This window comes from Ureibacillus sp. 179-F W5.1 NHS, assembly GCF_045369345.1.
GTDB lineage: Bacteria > Bacillota > Bacilli > Bacillales_A > Planococcaceae > Ureibacillus > Ureibacillus halotolerans.
Genome location: NZ_JBIQFG010000017.1, coordinates 12816 through 33265, shown reverse-complemented (window position 1 = coordinate 33265; position 20450 = coordinate 12816). Strand labels below are relative to the sequence as shown.

The window sequence follows — 20450 nt, the reverse complement described above, 5'->3', positions numbered from 1 at the left end:
TTCGATTTATTAAAGGGAATATATTTGTTCTATTCATTTTATGTTGGAATATTTTTCCTTTAAATACTTCATACTGCCATCGATATAAGGTTCTCTTGTCCCTTCCATCAAAACATTTAGAAAGGGTTTTTTCTGTTTTATACTTTTAAAAATAACCTCATAATTTAACAAACCTTGCCCTACTGGTACGATTTTGACCCAATTATTTTCAATAATAAAATCCTTTGCATGAAGGGCGACAATCTTGTCTCCAAACAGCTCGATTGCTTCTTGAATAACCTCTTCTTGATGTTCGTAATTATCCATTGAAATAAAATTAGCAGGATCATAGATGACTTGTAGATGATTGGAAGGAATTTCTTCAAGTAACCGTTTCATTCGCTGTGGTGTATGAATCGGATGATTAATTCCCCCTTCTATTCCTACAATCACGCCAAATTTCTCTGCCTCTTCCACAAGTTCTTTAACACTTTCGACTACTTCATAAAATGGTTGTTCCTTAAAATTTTCCTCTGTATACACGATGTCTGGATTAACATTTCCCGTCTCCGTTCCTACAATGCTGCAGCCAAAATCTCTCGCAAATCGAATATGCTCCTTGAATCGTTCAAGTTCCTTTCTTCTTACATGACAGTCTGGGTGAATCATGTTAATATAACAGCCTAAAATGGCAATTTGAATCCCTTTTTGTTTAAAAACGCTTCCAATATGATGGGCAAAACCAGGACTCAAACTACCTAATGAAGTATTCATCTCCCTAAATGATTTCCCTAGTGCCAATTGAACAGCGGTTAATCCTTTACTAGCAATCACACTTACTAATTCTTCTAATGGAAGGTTGTCAATATCATGAGCTCTGATTCCAATATTTAGGCTCACCTTCTCTCTCCTCCTATTCTAAAAAAGAATCTGTCCCTTAACCTTGAACCAAACCCTTTTAAAATTGTTTATCTCACTAGTCGTAATTTATTATTAGAAAAGCTGTTTAGATTCAAGAAAGGTTTCCCTTGTTCAGTAATCTAGTTTTTATTTATCTTAAATCCTCCATTTTTACGTGATCCATGTCTGTATAGGTGATGTTTTCCCCACACATTGCCCAAAATGATTCAATCTCATCTGTGTTATATCTTTTCATTTCCTCTGGATGATTTGCCTAACGAGTTTCCATTTTGAATATCCCTCCATTCGAATGGTTCACCGCACAATTTTCCCTGGCACTTGATTTGCATAGGTCTTAATCTCTTCGGGTGAGAAAGTGTTACAGTCACCAAGAACAGTGTGCTTTAAGACCGATGCTGCAGTTGCAAATGTAACCGCTTCCTTTAATGATGTTAGTTCAAGGATTCCATATAACATTCCTGCGACAAAGGCATCCCCACCACCGACCCGATCGACAATATGATCAATTTGATAAATTTTCGACTGGTATAAAGCTCCATCCACGAAAAGATTTCCTTGTAATGTATTCGTTGATGCTGAAAGTACATCTCGAAATGTTGAAGCGAAAAATTGAATATTCGGATATTTTTTTCGAATAGTTTCGTAATAAAACATAAGTCTATCCGTATTTTCCATTGATTCCGATGCTTTATCAATACCAAGCAAGTAAGTAGCATCTAATTCTCCACAGAAACAAATATCCACATAGGGAAGAAAGCGTTTAATTGTTTCTGCTGCTTCCTGATGACTCCATAATTTAGAACGATAGTTAAAATCAAAGCTTGTTATTACACCCTTTTCCTTTGCCTTTTGTAAAGCTATTAAAGTTAACTCTACTAAACTAGGTGAAAGTGCAGGTGTAATACCAGTAACGTGGAATAGATCAGCATCTTGAAAAATGTTATCAAACTGGATTTCCTCACAAATTATTTGTGTAAAGCTAGAATGCTTTCGATCGTAGGTTACTTGTGCACTTCTAGCTCCAACACCTGATTCAACATAATACGTACCTAATCGCTCTCCGCCTTTTAATAAAAATTCTGTTCGGACACCGTTCATTTTCAAGTGTCTTTCTGCAGCTAATCCAAGAGGATTGTCAGGTACTTTACTAACAAAATAAACATCATACCCGAAATTTGCCAAAGATACACTGACATTCGTTTCTGCACCGCCGTAGTTCAAAGCTAGTTGATCGGCTTGGGAAAGTCGTTTTCCAACCTCTGTTGACAATCGAAGTAAAATTTCTCCTAGCGTTATAATTTTTTTCATTTTGAAACCTCTCGAGCAGTTTTGACTTTATTTATATATTCTGTTGTGTATTCTGTAATCTTAGCAAAATCATCCGTTTTTTGCTGAGGCTATTAAACTCCCCGGACTCCAACAGTGACACAATCATTTTTCGAATCCAAATATCGACATTTTCTAAGTCGATTCCAGCAGTAGGCATAGGATTAATTTGTGGAAGTGGTCCCCTTACTGCCTTCACAAAATCAGGATCCAAATCCGCCTGCTGGGAGTATAGTCATTTTTTCATCATGTCACCCCAAACGCGGCAATTAATTAAGAATTTTTAGAATATACAAACTTATACGTTGAGTATATAAATCCATGAAAGGGATTACAATTTGATTTAACAAACATCTTAAAATCTTAAACCATTATCTTAAGATTTTTATACATGTATGGAAAAACTTACAAAGGAATATGGGGAAAGATTTTTAAATTTTTGCGGAGATGCAATCGTAGAAAAGTTTCTAAAATAGAACGAGGACCATAAAAGGATATGAAGTGTTTTGCGACCCTTCGAATCATCCTTACAAACTACTAAAAAGAGAAAAAAGAACAGACCCCTTATAACTCAACAAATGTTAAGTTGGGGCATGCCCTTTAATTTATATCCGTTGATTTTATTTAAACTGCTTTTTGTACTCGGCAGGTGTATAACCAGTATATTTTTTAAAACAAATACTAAAATATTGGGGATTATTATAGCCAACTTTTTCACAAACTTCATAGGTTTTCTTATCACCATTACGCAATTCTTCCATCGCCTTCTTCATCCGTATCTCCAATAGGAAATCTCCAAAATTGATTCCTTTTTCCAGTTTAAATAGATTGCTTAAATACGGAGCACTAACATGGATAAATTCAGCTACTTTTTTTAATGTTAAGGTGCTATCTTGGAAGTGTTCTTTCATGTACATAATTGCCTGATCAACATGGCTAAAATGATTCTTGTCTTCTTTTTTATTCATTTCATCAGACCATTGTTGAATAAGTCGGTTTAAAATTCCCATCATTTCCGATAAGGTTTCCATTTTTATAATATTTTGATAAACATCCGATGAACTAAAACTTTTAATCTCCTCTTTTTTCCACTTTTCAACTTCAAAAAAGAGCATCGTACTAAACTTTAATGCGATAATTTTTAATTCAGTTAACGGCACGGATTTTTTTTCTATAATTGCTTCATTTAATTGATGAAGCGTTTCACTTACCTTTTCAGGTATTCCTAACTTAATATGATTTTCTAATTCAAATTCCAATTCTTTTAAACGACTTTCCGTTTCTTCCTTACTTGAAACGGTATCTTCAAAAGAAAATACTTTACCTATTCCCATAATATGTCTCAAATCCATTGCTAAACGTGATTCAAGCAATGATTTGCCCAGCTCAAATAAATTTGGATAGGTTCTACCAAGTGTAATTGTTATAGAATGTTTGACGGAATGACAACAATCAAATAATTGTTGTACAAGCTGTCCCTTCCTTACATCATTTTCGTCTTCCAAAGATAACAGAATGGCGAATTCATTAGGATCGATATGGATGGCAATAAAGTTTCTTTGCGAAAAAAAGGAAGAAGTTATCTCTGTCATCTTTCGTTTGCATTCATCATGAAATCCGATAGGAGAATGAAGCAGTACTGCTGCAAATTCGGGTCCTTCTAATTCAACCCCAAGCTCAGCTAATTCCTCTTCGATATCCATCCACTCCCCTTCTCCCTTCATCAACTCTTGAAAAAATTTCTGCTGAAGGTACGGCAAAGATTCCATAATTCTTTTTTCCTTTTTATTTTCCTGTTCCCAATCTTCTGCTGCCTCTTTTGCTTTATGTAGCAATTGCTCTGAGTCCACTGGCTTTAATAAATAATCGTATGCTTTTAGTTTCACTGCTTGTTGAGCATATTTAAAATCTTCGAAGCCTGTTAGAAAAATAATTCTCGTTTCCGGACTAATTTCTCTTATTTTTTTTGCCATTTCTAACCCGTCCATAAAGGGCATATTTATATCTGAGATGACGACTTGGGGTTGTTCTTTTTCAATTAGTCCGAGTGCCACCTCACCATCTCCCGCTTCCCCTGCAACAACAAATCCATGTTCATCCCAATTAATTGACTGACAAATCCCACGACGAATAATGCGATCATCTTCGACAACAATCACTTTATACATTTCCGTTAATCTCCCCCTTTGTTTTGGGAATCAGAATGCTCACCACTGTGCCTTGACCTAATTTACTTGATATATGCAAACCATATTCTTTTCCAAAGTGAATTTTAATTCGCTCATTTACACTTTTTAACCCAATCCCAATAAAACTCTTTTTCTCTTGAAAAGAAGCTTCCATTTCTTTTAAAATCTCTACTAATTTTTCTTCTTCAATGCCATTCCCATTATCAGCCACCTCTAGGTGAATCGTATCTCCTGTCTGATAGCCTTTTATCGTAATCCTCCCTTGACCTCTTCTCTGCTTTACTCCATGATAAATGGCGTTTTCAATTAATGGCTGTAATGAAAGTTTAATAATGTTATAGGATAAAATATCTTCTTCAATGTTAATTTCGTAGGAGAAGTCATCTCCATACCGCATTTCCTGGATGAATAAATAATGCTCAATATGTTCAATCTCATCTTTAATCGGAATAATCTCCTTTCCCTTGCTAATTCCTATACGAAAGAAGCTTGAGAGGGCACTGATCATTCGGCTTGCATCCTTATTTAATCCCATATCACATAATCCTTTTATCGAATAAAGTGTATTATAAAGAAAGTGAGGATTAATTTGCGCATGCATAATCGCAAATTCTAATTGCCTTTTCTCCTCCTGTTCTAACTGAATTTGTTCCATCAATGTTTGCGTTCGTAAAAGTAACTCTTTAAACCCGTTATGAAGTATTTTCATTTCTTCTGGACCAGACGATTCATCATATAAAGCAAGACTTTCCCTTTTAATCGTACGCATTTGCTTTGCCATTTTTTCAAATGGTTTTGAGATATATTTTCCAACTAAGGAAGTTAAAAAAATCGCACTAACAATCATTACTAATATGAAAAAAACAGTAGCATGTTTTATGTAATTTACTTTATTTAATATTTCACTTTCAGGAACAACAGCCGCCAATTTCCACTTATTTGCCTCGATAGTGTCATAGATTACAATCATATCTTCTCCGGCAACGCTTTCATATGAGAATTCTCCGCTTTCATCTTCAGTATGTTGAAGTGAATGAAGCGTTTTGTCATCTAACTGATATTCTGATTTAACGTCTTTCGATTCATATTTTCCATTGGGGCTAATAAGTGTTAAATAGCCATTTTCTCCAATTAACGATTTGTTCAACACTTGTTCAAAGTAATCATCTCGAAGATTAAATAGGATAATTCCTCTATCAGACGAGGGGCCCCTCTCGATTAATCTAAATAAAGAAATTACTTGATCATTTGTATTAAAAATTTCATCTTGATGCATATTTCTCCAATAAAATCCTTCTTTGCTTCCTTCATATAGATTAAAATAATCCTCATACGAAATGGATGGATTCGAATTATAATCACTGTGATAAAGGGAAAACTCCCCTTGGTTTAGATCAATGAGGACGGATTCAATGATGACGTTATATCGGGAATATACATGTTGCAAACTCTTATCAATTTCCACGTAATACTCTGGTTTAATTTCTGCTCTCTCAGTTCCAACTAAATTTAATATTCTCGGGTTACTCGAAACAGATACTAATTGTTGAAAAACATCTGAAAGCATATAGTCTAAATAATTTTTTGTTTGAAAAATTGTATCATTGACATTTTTATATGCATTTTCTTCAATTTGTGCTGTTGCAAGCATCGAAGACACCCATCCGGAAATGGATATAAAAATAATAATGATAGGTAAATAGAGAGTGTTAATCGTTGATTTAATGGAGTATAGGAAATATTTCTGAAATAAGTTCTTTATTTTTGTCATCAGTTCACCCCCTTCTCTTCTATCTAAACAATGATGTAAGCGGTTAATCTATTTCTTTATTCTAAATATACTAAATTTTCACTATACTTAACAACCCTATCTGCCAATCTAAGCGTTCTTCTTAGTATGCCTTCTGTTATTGGTATTGGCAGTTTTCCAACGGTACACAAAGGAAAGAAAAAAGCACTCGTTGTGATATCACATCGAATGCTTTGGCCAAATTCCATGTTATTGTAATTGGATCCTTGTAAGATCCCCCAATAAAATCAAAAATCATTTATATAAGTCTTCCTTTTAACAAATTGCGCTGTTATTGAATTAACAATCCAATCATTGCTCCAAGGGTTATCTATTTTCACAGAGAAATTATTATAACTAATTAGATTCCATTTGACGAATAGCATTTCCTCGAATAATATTATGGGTTTCCGTTAGTCTAAAACTACCTGACTAACCTGTCATCTCTTCAATTCAGTTATTCTTTTATAAGATCATAATACGCCATACTTCCTAAAATAAACGCACCCATACCATGTAAATCATTTTCAGATGTTGGGCGATCCACATAGTAGTCATATACTCCAGCTGAAGTACCGATACAAATTCCACTTAATATAAGTGTTGAATCTTTTTCTTCTACCATATGCTCTAACAATCCTTTATAAGCTTTATCCGCTACTCCACGATAGGAATCATCGACTAAACCATGCTCAATTGCCTTCGATATGAAATAAAGAAACAAGGCAGAACAAGAGGATTCTAGCCAATTATCTTCTAAACTACCTTTATCGACAATCTGATACCATAAACCCGTTTTGTCATCTTGGAAGTTAGCAATTGCTGGAATGAAGTTTTGAAGAGATGAAATTAATTGCTCTTGTCCTCGTTTTCGATCCCCTAAAAACTCTAACAAGTCAATCAATGCCGTACCATACCATCCGAGAGAACGCCCCCAAAATTCTGGTGAACATCCTGTTTCAGCATTCGCCCATGGCTGAACTTTCTTTTCATCCCACGCATGGTAGAGCAAACCCGTTTTGTCGTCTGTCATATGTTTTCTCATTAATTTTTCTTGTAAAAGAACGGTTTGAATTAATTCTTCCTCATGGAAATGCTGGCTATAAAGTACCATGAATGGTCCGCCCATGAAGAGTCCGTCTAACCACATTTGATATGGATATTTCTCTTTATGCCAGAAGCCATTTTCTGACGTTCTATTTAGCGTATCTAACGCACTCCTTAATCGCTTAGCGGCAATCATATACCTTGGATCTTTTGTTTCTTCATATAATGGAAACAACAAAATTCCCGCCATCGTTGAGTCAAGCTCATCTCTTGCGAAGCATAAATTTCCATACTCATCAATTAAACAATCAAAATAGCCTTTAATATAGTCGAAATATTCCCTTTTACCCGTTTCTTGATAAACTCTGTACATTCCATATAGAAAAACACCTTGATGATAGTGAAAGGATTTAGCGGGAGGCAGTTCTTCAGGATGAAATGTTTTCATTAAAGCTTGGCATGCCTTTTCCGCCATCACCAATGGCGTTTTTGTAGCGATTGTATTCGTTGTCTCTCCCATTGTTCATTCTCCTTTTCTTGAAAGTGATTTCACCTAAATTGATTTGAATTAGGCTGATTGTTACAGGCTTCTTCCATTATCAATAGTGAAAAACAAATGGATATAAATGTATTACTTAAATCTTTCAAAAAATTCATCCAGTAGAGATATTTTCTACTGAATGAACTTTACATCATATTTATTTATTAAACGTCTGGTCGTATTTCTCTTTTGACTCTTCAATTGCTTTAGCCCATTCATCTAAGAAATCTTTTGCCGACTTTTGTCCACTCATCACTTGCTGGATACCAGGGTCTACTAAATTATCAAGAATCGAGCGATAATCTGGTAAATAGAATGGTGGTTCATATAGCTTTGTTTCAGGGTTTTCATACACTTCAAATGCTACTTTAATATGTTGAGCATTTTGTACCCACTCGTCATCCAATACATCCGTGTTTGTTGGGATTTGCCCAGTGGATTCATTCCATAAACTTTGTGCTTCTGGAGAGTTAACAAACTCAGCAAATTTCCAAGCAGCATCAGGATGTTTTGTACTATTGAATACTGCTATATTGACAGCGTTTCCACCTTCAGCAACATATTTGCCTTCCTCTGTCTTAGGAAGTGGAATCGTCTTAAATGTCCCTTCTTCTAATGATTTTTTATGCTCTCCGTAAGAACCAACATTATGGTGTACCATAGCAACAACACCAGTATCAAAACCTGCAATCATTTCTTTATAACCATTTGTAATATCACTCTTAGGAGTGAACTTTTCGTAGTAAGATAAATATTTTTCTACAAATTCAACATGTTTAGGGTCATTGATATTTACTTTTCCGTCTTCATCAAAATAATCTAAACCACTGTAAGCAAACATTAAACGCTGTAGCTGGAAGGATCCCCCTGCCCCACCGCGGATTGTGTAGCCATAACGACCATTTTCTTTATCCGTCATTTTTTCAATTGCAGTAAAGAATTCATCAAATGTTTCTGGTTCTTTTACTCCTGCTTCCTCAAACCAATCTGTACGAATCCAGATTGTATCTAAGTTTTGGGCATAAGGAATTCCATACAATTTACCATCTTGTGTAATCTTCTTATTAAATTCAATTGCACTTGCATTAATTTTATCCTTTAATTCAGATCCTTCAAAATACTCATCAAGAGGTAATAATGCTTCACGGATAGAGAATTCTGGAAGCCAAGTTGTTTGAACTGATCCAACGTCCGGCGTATCATTTGCAGCGATTGCCGCATCATATTTGGATTTAGCGGATTTATTTGGAATCCCTACATACTCAACGTCAATATTTGGGTTTGCATCTTCGAACTGTTTAATAATTTCTTCCCATAACGGTGTTCGCTCTGGACTTGCATTTTCATCCCAGAAAGTTATTGTTACAGGCTCATCTGAATTATTGTTTGAGTCATTTGATGCTGAAGGTGCTTCATCATCACCGTTGCACCCCGCAAGCAGTAAACCTGAAACAATTGATAACGCTAAAATAGAACTTTTGTATTTTCCCCTTTTCATAAACATGATGTTTTCCCCCTATTCCTTTTCATCATTTTATTTATTACAAAATTAACCTTTGACAGCTCCACCTATCCCATTGACAAGGTGCTTTTGTGCGTAGGCAAATAATATAACCGCAGGAATTAAAGCAATAACACTTCCAGCTGCCAATGCCCCATAATTAACGTTAAACTCGCCCATCATCGAACTTAAACCAACAGGAAGCGTGAATTTGGATTGTTGATTCGTTAGCATCAAGGCTAATAAAAATTCATTCCAAGTATAAATAAATGTAAATACCCCTGTTGCTACAATCCCCGGCATTAGCAATGGAAAGACGACATGGCGTAATGCTTGCAGTTTAGAACATCCATCAATCATGGCCGCTTCTTCCAATTCCTTTGGAACATTTGAGATAAATCCTGACATAAGTATCGTTGTAAATGGAATCTCAACGGCTGTATACGTAATGATTAGAGAAAGCGGATGACTAATTAACCCTAAATTTTTAAAGATAATAAATAATGGAATAATCATCATTGCCCGCGGGATAAACTGAGTACATAATAGCATCAGCATGAAACCCTTTTTCCCTTTAAAATTATATCTAGCTAGAGCATAACCAGATAAAGTAGAACAAATCAGAACAACGATAACCGTACATATCCCGACGATTAAGCTATTTTTAAAAAAAGTGGCAAATCCAATGTTCGTCCAGGCATATACAAAATTTTCAACTGTCGGATTGGCTGGTAAGTATTCGAGTGGACGCTTAAGAATATCTCCCTCTGGTTTCAATGCTGTATTGATTGTCCAATAAATTGGAAATAAGGTAAAGCTAAGCATTAACGTTAGCGGAAGATATAAAGTTAAGATTTTATCTAGTTTTTTATTAGTTGAAAACATCCTTCAAATCACTCCTTTTCATAACGGGATAGCCTCAAGTAAAGGATGGCAAAGATTAATAGAATACCAAAGGAAACAACCGTTAATGCTGAACCATAACCGAAATTACTTCCGTGTACAGCTAAATCAGCAATATACATTGTTAGTGTTGTTGTAGAATGGGCAGGACCACCGCCTGTTAAATTGAATAGTAGATCGACGTTATTAAATTCCCAAACAACCCTTAATAATGTTGTTAAAATAATTGTATTTTTGAGTTGTGGCAAAGTGACATAAATAAACGTTTTCCATCTACTTGCACCATCCACTCTTGCAGCTTCATATAATTCGTTCTGAATACTTTGTAAGGAAGCTAATAGAGTAATCGCGAAGAAAGGAATTCCCCTCCATAACTCAGCGATTACAACAGATCCAAAAGCGGTTGATGTACTTGCTAAAAATGCCATCGGTTCGTCAATGAGTCCCAATTTCATAAGCAAATCATTGATAACCCCCATATGTTCATTGAACATCATTGACCACATAACGGAAGCAAGTACGCCTGAAATCGCCCATGGAATAAAGGCAACCGCCCGTGCTAGCCCTCTAAATTTGAAGGTTTGGTTCAGCAATAAAGCTAAAATCATACCAAAAATTAATTGAAGACCGACTTCTGAAACAACCCATTTCAAACTGTTAATTAAACTCGGAATAAACATTTCGTCTTGTGTAAAGATTTTTATAAAATTATCAAGTCCTGCAAAACTATTATAATAAGGTGCAGAAACATCATAGTTTTGAAGGCTATAGTAGAATACAGTTGCTATTGGGTAAAACAGAAAACCTAAAATAATGAGAAATGATGGCAAAATAAAAAGATAAGGTACCCATTTATCTTTTTTTATTTTCTTTTTATGTTCCACTTTTTTACTGTTTACAGCAGTTTCAGGAAATCCTTGTGAATAACTCATTTAGTTTCCTCCTTCCTAATGACAATTGTAAATGAAAACGGTTTCTTTAATAATTAAAGATTTTAAGATGATTGGTAAAAATTTTAAGATTTTTTAGAAAATTCTTTTCGCAACTAAAAGTTTGTTGCTACTATTCTAGTAATATAGGAGTGGAGAATTTTTTCTGTTTCTAGTTGCGAGATTTCCTTATCATTTAGTACAATGATTCGTCACTTTCTCTTGTTGGAATAATAATTCTTTTATTTTAATAGGCTTTCCTTCTTTGACAGACCTCCATACCCCTTCTCCAATGGCAATCGAATATGCCCCTGCTTCTGAGCCAGCTAAAATTGGATAGTTCCGGGATGGGTCAGGACCTAGGAAAAGATCTTCTAGCAAGATTGGATCACCACCTCCGTGGCCTCCTGGATTTTTGACGAGTTCAATTGTTTCTTTTGCTCCGAACAACGGAAAATAATCGATTGTTTGCTCAGGATAGTTAAAGTGGATTCTTGAGGGTTCATGGAATTCAGTTGTCTCAATTCGCCCTTTTGTTCCATTGATAGCAAGACGATATCCTTCATATGGAGCGGAAAAATTAATCGAATAGCTTAGTAAACTTCCTCCATCATATTTCACCACGGCCACATAAGTATCTTCAATACTAATCTCTTCATCGTAAATACAAGCATCAGGTCTGTAATTCGTATAAGGAATTTCCTCATAAACCCCCGCCAGAAGATGATCATCCCTCACAGAATTAGAACCACTACGTGGATTCCAACGTTTATGATAAGCACAGTTCCTTTGATCATCACAGTTTCCACAAAAGCGACTTGCTTTCTTCCGAGGGTTTAATTCCCCTTCCGGACCAAAATAATACAAGTCCCCATAGGCAAACACTTCTTCCGGTTTTTGATCTAACCACCAATTCACTAGATCAAAATGATGGGTTGATTTGTGAACGGACAATCCTCCTGAAAGCTTTCGATCTCGATTCCACCTTCTAAAATAACTAGAGCCATGGAAAGTATCAATATACCAATTTAAATCAACAGACGTAATTCTGCCAACCTTGCCTTCAAGAATCATTTCTTTGATTTTCCGATGGAATGGGCTATATCGATAGTTAAACGTGACAATGACACTTGCATTACTTTCTGCTTCAGCCTGCATAACTTTATAAGCATCTTTGGCGTTTGTCACCATTGGCTTTTCTGTAATCACATTAACTTGTATTCGTAACGCTTTTAAAATGTATTCAACATGGGTATCATCCCTGCCCGCAACTATGACATAATCTGGCTTTGTTTGTTCAATCATTGTTTCAAATTGATTCGCAGAAAACGTTGGAACATGTTTAAGAAGTGGATATTTTTGTTTACATATCGTAAAACGATAAAGGTCGGAGTCTAGGAGACCCACAATCTCACTTTCCTTTGAAAACTCGTTAATCATTGGACCGATAAACATTTGTAATGCCCGGTTACTAACACCGCAAATGACATACTTTTTTTTCATAACAACTATCCCCCTATATTCATGTTAGCGCTATCATTTCAATTACCTAAATATAACAAAAGTTAAAGATAGTGTAATTCAATCCTTCCCGACTCTCAATCAAAGTTTCTATTTACCTTAAAATTTTACTCATTCATCTTAAAATCTTTAATTATTTTCAAAGATGATTTCACCTAAAATTTAAAATGACCACAAAACAGAGGAAGGCAATTAAGGTTCCAAACATTAATCATTCAAACGGAGGAATAGCAATTTATACTTTGTGATTTTTTGGACCTTCCAAAATTAAAAATCATGTATAAAAGAGAGGTTATTATATGACTCATCTACTATGGCCAAATACAAATTTAGAAAACATTGAAGATGTTCCTACATTGATTCCCTATCTAGTTGAACACTCCGTTAGTCGTGGTGCTATCATCATTTGTCCCGGTGGAAGCTATCAGCGTCGTGCAAATCATGAAGGGGAACCCGTTGCAAAATGGTTAAACAAGCTAGGAATCTCTGCCTTTGTATTAAATTATCGAGTAGCTCCATATAAACACCCTGTTCCATTGGCAGATATCCAACGTGCGATTCGTTTTGTGCGATTTTATTCTAAGGAGTGGAACCTCGATAAACAAAAGATTGCCATTCTTGGTTTTTCTGCCGGAGGTCATTTAGTTGCTTCTGCTTCTACCCTATCCAGTTTTCATGCTTATCCTCCGATTGATAAAATAGATCAGGAGAGCAGCCGACCGAACTTTGCAATACTTTGTTATCCCGTTATTTCCTTTTTAAAGCATTTTCATGAAGGATCCCTCCATAACTTATTAGGAGAAAATCCCACTGATGAACTACGTGCTCAATTATCCCATGAGTTAAACGTCTCTCCCCACACGCCTCCAACGTTTTTATGGCATACGGCGGACGATGGCACAGTTCCTGTTGAAAATAGTCTTTTATATGCTGCAGCTTTATCGAAATGGAATATTCCTTACGAAATGCATATTTTCCCAAATGGCCGCCACGGACTTGGCCTTGCAGAAAAGGATGAAATCGTTGGACAATGGAAAAATTTATGTGAAAATTGGCTTTTTAGACAAGGGTTTTAAAAATTTCCCTGCCGTGCCATCTTATTAATTTTGATGACAAAAATAAGGGCTAACCTAAAGTGAAAAATCACTTTTTGGTTAGCCCCTTTATTGGATCAAGTAAATGACTATGCTCAAATGTTGAAGTTCCTTCATTTGTGCAGAGCACTTTCTAATTCATTTTTTAGCGATTATTAAATGCAGCGCCAACAAACTCACGGAACAATGGCTGTGGACGTTGCGGACGAGAAATAAATTCTGGGTGGAATTGACATGCTAAGAAGAATCTTTTCTCTGGTAATTCGATAATTTCAACTAATTTATTATCAGGACTTGTCCCTGAGAATACAAGACCTTCCGCCTCCATCGCTTCACGGAATTCATTATTAAATTCATAACGGTGACGGTGACGTTCATAAACAAGTTCATCATCATAAGCTGCCATAGCTCGAGAACCTTCTTTTAATTTACAAGGATATAATCCTAAACGTAATGTACCACCTAAATCAATGTCGTCACTTTGATCTGGTAGGAAGTCGATAATTGGATATGGTGTCTCCTTATTAAGCTCAGTGGAATGTGCACCTTCTAATCCAAGTACGTTACGAGCAAATTCGATTGTTGCCAATTGCATACCTAAACAAATTCCTAAGAATGGTACATCGTTTTCACGAGCATATTGAATGGCAGAAATTTTCCCTTCAATACCACGATCACCAAATCCACCTGGTACTAAAATGCCATCAGCATCTTTTAATAATTCATGAACATTATCAGCGTTCACATGTTCAGCGTTAATCCAATCTACTTCAATTTCAGAGTCATAAACATAACCTGCATGTTTTAATGCCTCTACAACGGAAATATATGCATCTTGCAGTTCTACATACTTCCCTACAAGGGCAATACGTGTTTTATTTGAAAGACTTTTCACTTTGTTTACAAGTTGTTTCCAATCATCCATATTAGCTTCAGGTGCTTCAATACCGAAATGTTCAAGAACGATATCATCAAAATCTTGAGCATGTAAATTCAATGGAATATCATATAAAGTTTCAGCGTCACGGGATTCAATAATATCACGAGATGTAACATCACAGAATAGAGCTAATTTATCTTTCATTTCATCTGATACCGGATGCTCTGTACGTACAACTAGAATATTTGGTTGAATACCTAAAGAACGTAATTCTTTTACGGAATGTTGGGTTGGTTTAGTTTTCAATTCACCAGCAGCCGCAATATATGGAATTAACGTACAATGAATATACATGACATTGTTATGACCAAGGTCTGATTTCATTTGGCGAATTGCTTCAAGGAAAGGAAGAGATTCGATATCCCCTACTGTTCCACCAACTTCAGTAATGACGATATCAGCACTTGTTTCTCTCCCTGCACGTTGGATGCGGTCTTTAATTTCATTCGTTACATGAGGAATAACTTGAACCGTTTTACCGTTATAATCACCACGGCGTTCTTTCGCAAGAACAGATTGGTACACACGACCAGAAGTTACTGTTGAATGTTTTCCTAAATTAATATCGATAAAGCGCTCATAGTGACCTAAGTCTAAATCAGCTTCTGCGCCATCATCTGTTACAAATACTTCACCGTGTTGATAAGGACTCATCGTACCAGGATCAATATTTAAATATGGGTCAAATTTTTGGATTGTTACTTGTAATCCACGGTTTTTTAATAATCGTCCTAACGATGATGCGACAATCCCTTTACCAAGGGAAGAGACAACCCCACCTGTTACAAAAATATACTTCGTCATTTGCAAAATCCTCCTCATTACTTCAATGCAGTTTATAAATAAGGCTTGAGAACTCGTATTCAGTGTATACATAATCATCCATTCCTAAATAAAAAATTTAAACCAAAATTATTTAGTCACCCTTTGATTTGCATACCTGTTTACTGAACCAAATTGGTAAAAGTTCATTAAGCCGATATTTGGAGAGTATCCCGTACTTCTAATGGAAAAAACAAAAAAACGCTCCACCTGCAATGGTTTGCAGGGGGAGCGTGTCATTTATCACGGTCAATCTCCATTTTTAATGGAGCCCAAGTAAAAGATTATATGGAACGATAAAATAAGTCAAGACCTTTAAACTAAAAGAGAAAAATTAGAAAATTTATTTTTCTTCTTCTTCGTCCTCGATGTCTTCTTCAACTTCATCGTCATCAATGATAAAACCATCTTCCTCATCAATGATTTCGTCATCGATATCTGCATCAACATCTACTTCGTCAATACCATCGATTTCTTCTTCAACGAAATCTAAATCTTCTTCCTCATCTTCGTCAACTTCATCATCTACGAATTCTTCGAAGTCTTCTTCAAATACTAAATCATCTTCATCAACGATTAAGTCTTCTTCTTCATCAATCGCAGCTTTTGATTTACGTTTACGAGCTTTAACAGTTGGTGCTGTTTCCTCTTCAATTGTTTCAATTTTATACCATTCACGTAAACCCCATGCATTTTCATGGTTTAAAAGGAAACGGCCATCGATATTCATATCTGTATAAAATTGTACAAGTCTATTTTGTATTTCTTCATCCGATAAACCATTTAAATTTTGGATTTCTTTAAGTAAATCTGCAAATACAATCGGTGTTTTACTCTCTTCTAAAATTGCATAAGCTAAGTCAATTAACGATTCTTCTGCTAATTGTTCTTTTGTCATTTCACGAATATCCAACCCGTGCACGTCCTTTCTTTTCATAATGCAATCAATTTTGCCTCATCTTCGTTGCCTTAAAATTTCCGATTTTTTATGGAAAGTACTTTTTATTTATTAAGTGCTTATAAAGCATAACTTCCAATGGGGAAATCTGCAACACAATTTGAGGCTTTATCTTTGTTCATTCTTTTCATTGTAAACATAAGTAAATATATCATATCCAAGAGTATTTTACTGAACAAAGATTTTACATATCTTAAGCATAATATCCATTATATACAAAGTGTTATACACTATGCTAGTTTCATTTACTGTTTTTTATTTTATAAATTTCTCGAATGCCTATATAAAACATTACACCTGATAAAATTAGTAGCGGAATAGACCCTAACTGCTTATTGTACAAAAAGAAAGTTGCAATGAGACATCCTAATATCAATATGTAATGTAAATATTGTTTTATCAATTGCAACCCTTCCTTTCTGTCCCATTCATTATAGCTAAATTTAAAAATTTTGTGCAGTTATTACTACCATTTTTTATGTAAAAATTCCTTATAGATACCATTTTAAGAAAATTCATGATAAAAGTAGTCTATTCTTACTGAAAATAAGCTTAAATAAGATAAAAAAATAATCCGACTTACCTAAAAAAAGCGCTTGCATTATAAACCTTTCCTCGCAAGCGCCCGATTCATTATTCCTACATATTTCTTCTATATTGCCCGCCAACCTCGTATAGAGCTTTCGTTATTTGCCCAAGGCTAGCTACTCGAACCGTTTCCATCAGCTGTTCAAAAATATTTCCTCCTGAAAGAGCTGTTTCTTTTAATTTATTAAGTGATGCTTCACACTCTTCTTTATGTCTTTCTTGGAAACTTTGTAAATTGGTGATTTGTAATTCTTTTTCTTCCTTCGAAGCTCGAGCAATGTCCATACTATCAATATCCTCAGCAGAAGGAGGATTAGGATTTAAGTAAGTATTTACACCGATAATTGGTAACTCACCAGAATGTTTAAGATGTTCATAATACATTGATTCCTCTTGTATTTTGCCCCGTTGGTATTGGGTCTCCATCGCACCGAGAACCCCACCCCGATCATTGATCCGTTCAAATTCTTCCAAAACGGCTTGCTCTACTAAATCCGTTAACTCTTCTATTATAAATGCCCCTTGTAGAGGATTTTCATTTTTAGATAGACCGTGTTCTTTTGTAATGATCATTTGTATGGCCATCGCTCTTCGTACGGATTCTTCGGTAGGTGTTGTAATCGCTTCGTCATAAGCATTTGTATGAAGAGAATTACAATTATCTTGAAGGGCCATTAATGCTTGTAATGTTGTTCGAATATCATTAAAATCGATTTCCTGAGCATGCAAAGACCGCCCAGACGTTTGAACATGATATTTCAATTTTTGAGATCGTTCATTTGCACCATATTTGTCTCGCATTACAATCGCCCAAATTCGGCGAGCTACTCGACCGATTACAGTATATTCAGGATCTAATCCATTGGAGAAGAAGAATGATAGATTAGGTGCAAAGTCGTCAATGTTCATTCCTCGACTTAAATAATATTCTACATACGTAAAGCCATTAGCTAACGTAAAAGCTAGCTGAGAAATCGGGTTGGCTCCTGCTTCAGCAATGTGATAACCGGATATTGAAACGGAATAATAATTACGCACTTTGTGATCGATAAAGTATTGTTGAATGTCTCCCATCATACGTAAAGCGAACTCCGTAGAAAAAATACATGTATTTTGTCCTTGATCCTCTTTTAATATGTCCGCCTGTACTGTTCCGCGTACTACTTGCAATGTTTTTTCTCTTACCTCTATAAATTCTTCTACCGTTAAAGGACGACCTAATTCCTTTTCTTTCTTTTGAACTTGTTGATCAATTGCAGTATTCATAAACATTGCTAAAATGATTGGTGCAGGACCGTTTATCGTCATAGAAACAGAAGTAGATGGCGCACATAAATCAAATCCATCATATAACTTTTTCATATCATCTAATGTACAAACACTTACACCCGATTCTCCCACTTTTCCGTAAATATCCGGACGGTAATCGGGATCTTCTCCGTATAACGTAACGGAGTCAAATGCTGTAGATAGCCGTTTTGCATCATCATCTTTAGATAAATAATGGAATCGTTTATTTGTACGTGCTGGTGTACCTTCACCAGCAAACTGACGTTTTGGATCTTCCCCTTGTCGTTTAAAAGGAAATACACCAGCCGTGTAAGGAAATTCTCCGGGTACATTTTCAGCATAAACCCAATGTAAAATTTCACCATAATCTTTGAATTTAGGTAATGCCACCTTTGGAATTTTTGTTCCAGATAAGGATGTCGTTTTAAGTAAAGTCCGAATTTCTTTATCACGTATTTTTGTAACTAATTCATCACCTGAATAGTCTTCTTTTAGTTTTTCCCAGTTTGAAAGAATTTGCTTCGACTCGGCAGACAATACATTTCTAACCCCTTCTGCTAATGATTGAAGGGATGAGACAAGGGCGTCTTCTGGTGAATTTTCTAACACTTGGGCAATTGCCCCTTCTAGTTGATATAGTTTTCTTCCTAATTCTACTTGGTGGGCAGCCTGTTTATGATAGTTACGTACTGTATCAACTATTTCCCTTAAGTAGTATCGTCGGTCGTTTGGAATAATCACATCTTGTTTTTGTGTTTTAATAAATTGTTCATAGGATGTTTTCCAATTGTATCCGCATTTTTCATTTATTTTCGATACAAGGGCGGCAAATAACGAATTTGTTCCTTTATCATTAAATTGACTTGCAATCGTTCCATATACCGGCATTTTATCTAACTCTAATGACCATAGTTCATGGGATCGTTGGTATTGTTTTTGCACTTGGCGTAATGCGTCTTCCGAACCTTTCCGCTCAAACTTATTAATAACAATTAAGTCTGCATAATCGATCATATCGATTTTCTCTAATTGGGATGGAGCACCAAATTCGCTTGTCATTACATACATGGATAGATCTGTATATTTTGTAATTTCAGCATCCCCTTGACCAATACCACTCGTTTCGACAATGATCAGGTCATATCCAGCTGCTTTTACTATATCTAAAACATCCCCAATAGCGTTTGAAAGCTCTGTTTTTGAACCACGAGTTGCCAAACTTCTCATATAAACACGATTATCGAAAATCGCATTCATTCGAATACGGTCACCAAGTAGTGCCCCACCAGTTTTTTGCTTCGTTGGGTCTACTGAGATAATGGCAACCTTTTTCTCTGGAAATTCACGTAAAAATCGACGTATTAATTCATCTGTCAAGGATGATTTCCCTGCCCCACCAGTTCCAGTAATCCCTAAAACAGGTGTCTTTTTCGATTTTTTCCGCGCTTCATTGATTAATTGAACAGTTTGCCCATCTCCTCCAATTTCAGCAGCTGTAATTAAATTTGCTAATATTTCTGGCGTATTCGTTGAAAGTTTTTGAAGTAATTCAATAGGGTTTTCTTTCAAAGTAGAAAAATCGGCACCTTCTAATTGTTTATTAATCATACCTTGTAAACCTAGCTGCATCCCATCTTCAGGTGAAAAGATACCCGCAATACCATATTCATGGAGTTCTTTAATTTCACGAGGTAAAATAACCCCTCCTCCACCTCCATAAATTTTAATATGCGGAGCACCCTTCTCCCTTAATAAATCATACATATATTTAAAGTATTCCATATGTCCGCCTTGATAAGATGAAACGGCTATCGCTTGAGCATCTTCCTGAATCGCTGCATTGACAACCTCTTCCACAGAGCGATTATGTCCGAGATGGATTACTTCAGCACCGCTTGCTTGTAATATTCTTCTCATTATATTTACCGATACATCGTGACCATCAAACAAACTAGAAGCTGTCACAAATCGAATAGGATGTTTCGGTCGATATACTCCCGGTTTTTCTGTTGGATGAATTTCTTCAACATTTACCATACGTTTTTCCCCTTTCAAAACGTGTATATAAAGATCTGTTCCTTTGTGAAAAATGTTTCCCTTTGCTAACATAGC

The 20450-nt window shown here is 35.6% G+C and carries 13 protein-coding genes; 1 reads left to right on the top strand and 12 read right to left on the bottom strand.

The window, feature by feature from the left end; genetic code table 11:
• Positions 1-33 precede the first annotated feature (33 nt).
• The 9 genes from ACH0B5_RS09520 to ACH0B5_RS09480 form a co-directional block, all read right to left on the bottom strand.
• Entirely contained in the window at positions 34-879 is an 846-nt protein-coding gene (locus ACH0B5_RS09520; protein ID WP_122971440.1) for a sugar phosphate isomerase/epimerase family protein, read from the bottom strand.
• 315 nt (positions 880-1194) lie between these two features.
• Entirely contained in the window at positions 1195-2208 is a 1014-nt protein-coding gene (locus tag ACH0B5_RS09515) for a sugar kinase (protein ID WP_122971439.1), read from the bottom strand.
• A 638-nt stretch (positions 2209-2846) separates the two neighbouring features.
• The gene (locus ACH0B5_RS09510) at positions 2847-4394 is read right to left on the bottom strand and encodes a response regulator (protein ID WP_341361777.1); all 1548 of its coding nucleotides are present in this window, start codon (positions 4392-4394) and stop codon (positions 2847-2849) included.
• Positions 4387-6186 (bottom strand): sensor histidine kinase, encoded by a 1800-nt coding sequence (locus ACH0B5_RS09505; RefSeq protein ID WP_122971436.1) that lies wholly within the window; start codon positions 6184-6186, stop codon positions 4387-4389. Before ACH0B5_RS09505 ends, ACH0B5_RS09510 begins: the two co-directional genes overlap by 8 nt.
• 475 nt (positions 6187-6661) lie before the next feature.
• Positions 6662-7771, bottom strand: coding sequence for a glycoside hydrolase family 88/105 protein (locus ACH0B5_RS09500; RefSeq protein ID WP_122971435.1), 1110 nt, complete (start codon positions 7769-7771; stop codon positions 6662-6664).
• A gap of 178 nt (positions 7772-7949) precedes the next feature.
• Positions 7950-9296, bottom strand: a complete 1347-nt coding sequence (locus tag ACH0B5_RS09495; protein WP_241559285.1) for an ABC transporter substrate-binding protein — start codon at positions 9294-9296, stop codon at positions 7950-7952.
• Positions 9297-9341: 45 nt separating this feature from the next.
• A complete protein-coding gene (locus tag ACH0B5_RS09490; RefSeq protein WP_341361774.1) occupies positions 9342-10178 on the bottom strand; it encodes a carbohydrate ABC transporter permease in 837 nt (278 codons plus the stop codon).
• 8 nt (positions 10179-10186) lie between these two features.
• Positions 10187-11128 carry a carbohydrate ABC transporter permease gene (locus ACH0B5_RS09485; protein WP_406927765.1) on the bottom strand — a complete coding sequence of 314 codons (942 nt, stop codon included), beginning with the start codon at positions 11126-11128 and terminating at the stop codon, positions 10187-10189.
• Positions 11129-11317: 189 nt separating this feature from the next.
• A complete protein-coding gene (locus ACH0B5_RS09480; protein ID WP_341361773.1) occupies positions 11318-12628 on the bottom strand; it encodes a Gfo/Idh/MocA family protein in 1311 nt (436 codons plus the stop codon).
• A gap of 317 nt (positions 12629-12945) precedes the next feature.
• Here ACH0B5_RS09480 and ACH0B5_RS09475 point away from each other — a divergent pair, with 317 nt between their 5' ends.
• The gene (locus ACH0B5_RS09475; RefSeq protein ID WP_122971431.1) at positions 12946-13722 is read left to right on the top strand and encodes an alpha/beta hydrolase; all 777 of its coding nucleotides are present in this window, start codon (positions 12946-12948) and stop codon (positions 13720-13722) included.
• A 163-nt stretch (positions 13723-13885) separates the two neighbouring features.
• Here ACH0B5_RS09475 and ACH0B5_RS09470 read toward each other — a convergent pair whose 3' ends face one another.
• The 3 genes from ACH0B5_RS09470 to icmF form a co-directional block, all read right to left on the bottom strand.
• The gene (locus ACH0B5_RS09470) at positions 13886-15484 is read right to left on the bottom strand and encodes a CTP synthase (RefSeq protein ID WP_122971430.1); all 1599 of its coding nucleotides are present in this window, start codon (positions 15482-15484) and stop codon (positions 13886-13888) included.
• Positions 15485-15845: 361 nt separating this feature from the next.
• On the bottom strand, positions 15846-16415 hold the full coding sequence (rpoE, locus tag ACH0B5_RS09465) for a DNA-directed RNA polymerase subunit delta (protein ID WP_174232659.1): 570 nt from the start codon (positions 16413-16415) through the stop codon (positions 15846-15848).
• 684 nt (positions 16416-17099) lie between these two features.
• Positions 17100-20375 (bottom strand): fused isobutyryl-CoA mutase/GTPase IcmF, encoded by a 3276-nt coding sequence (gene icmF, locus ACH0B5_RS09460; RefSeq protein WP_341361772.1) that lies wholly within the window; start codon positions 20373-20375, stop codon positions 17100-17102.
• Between the last annotated feature and the right edge of the window lie 75 nt (positions 20376-20450).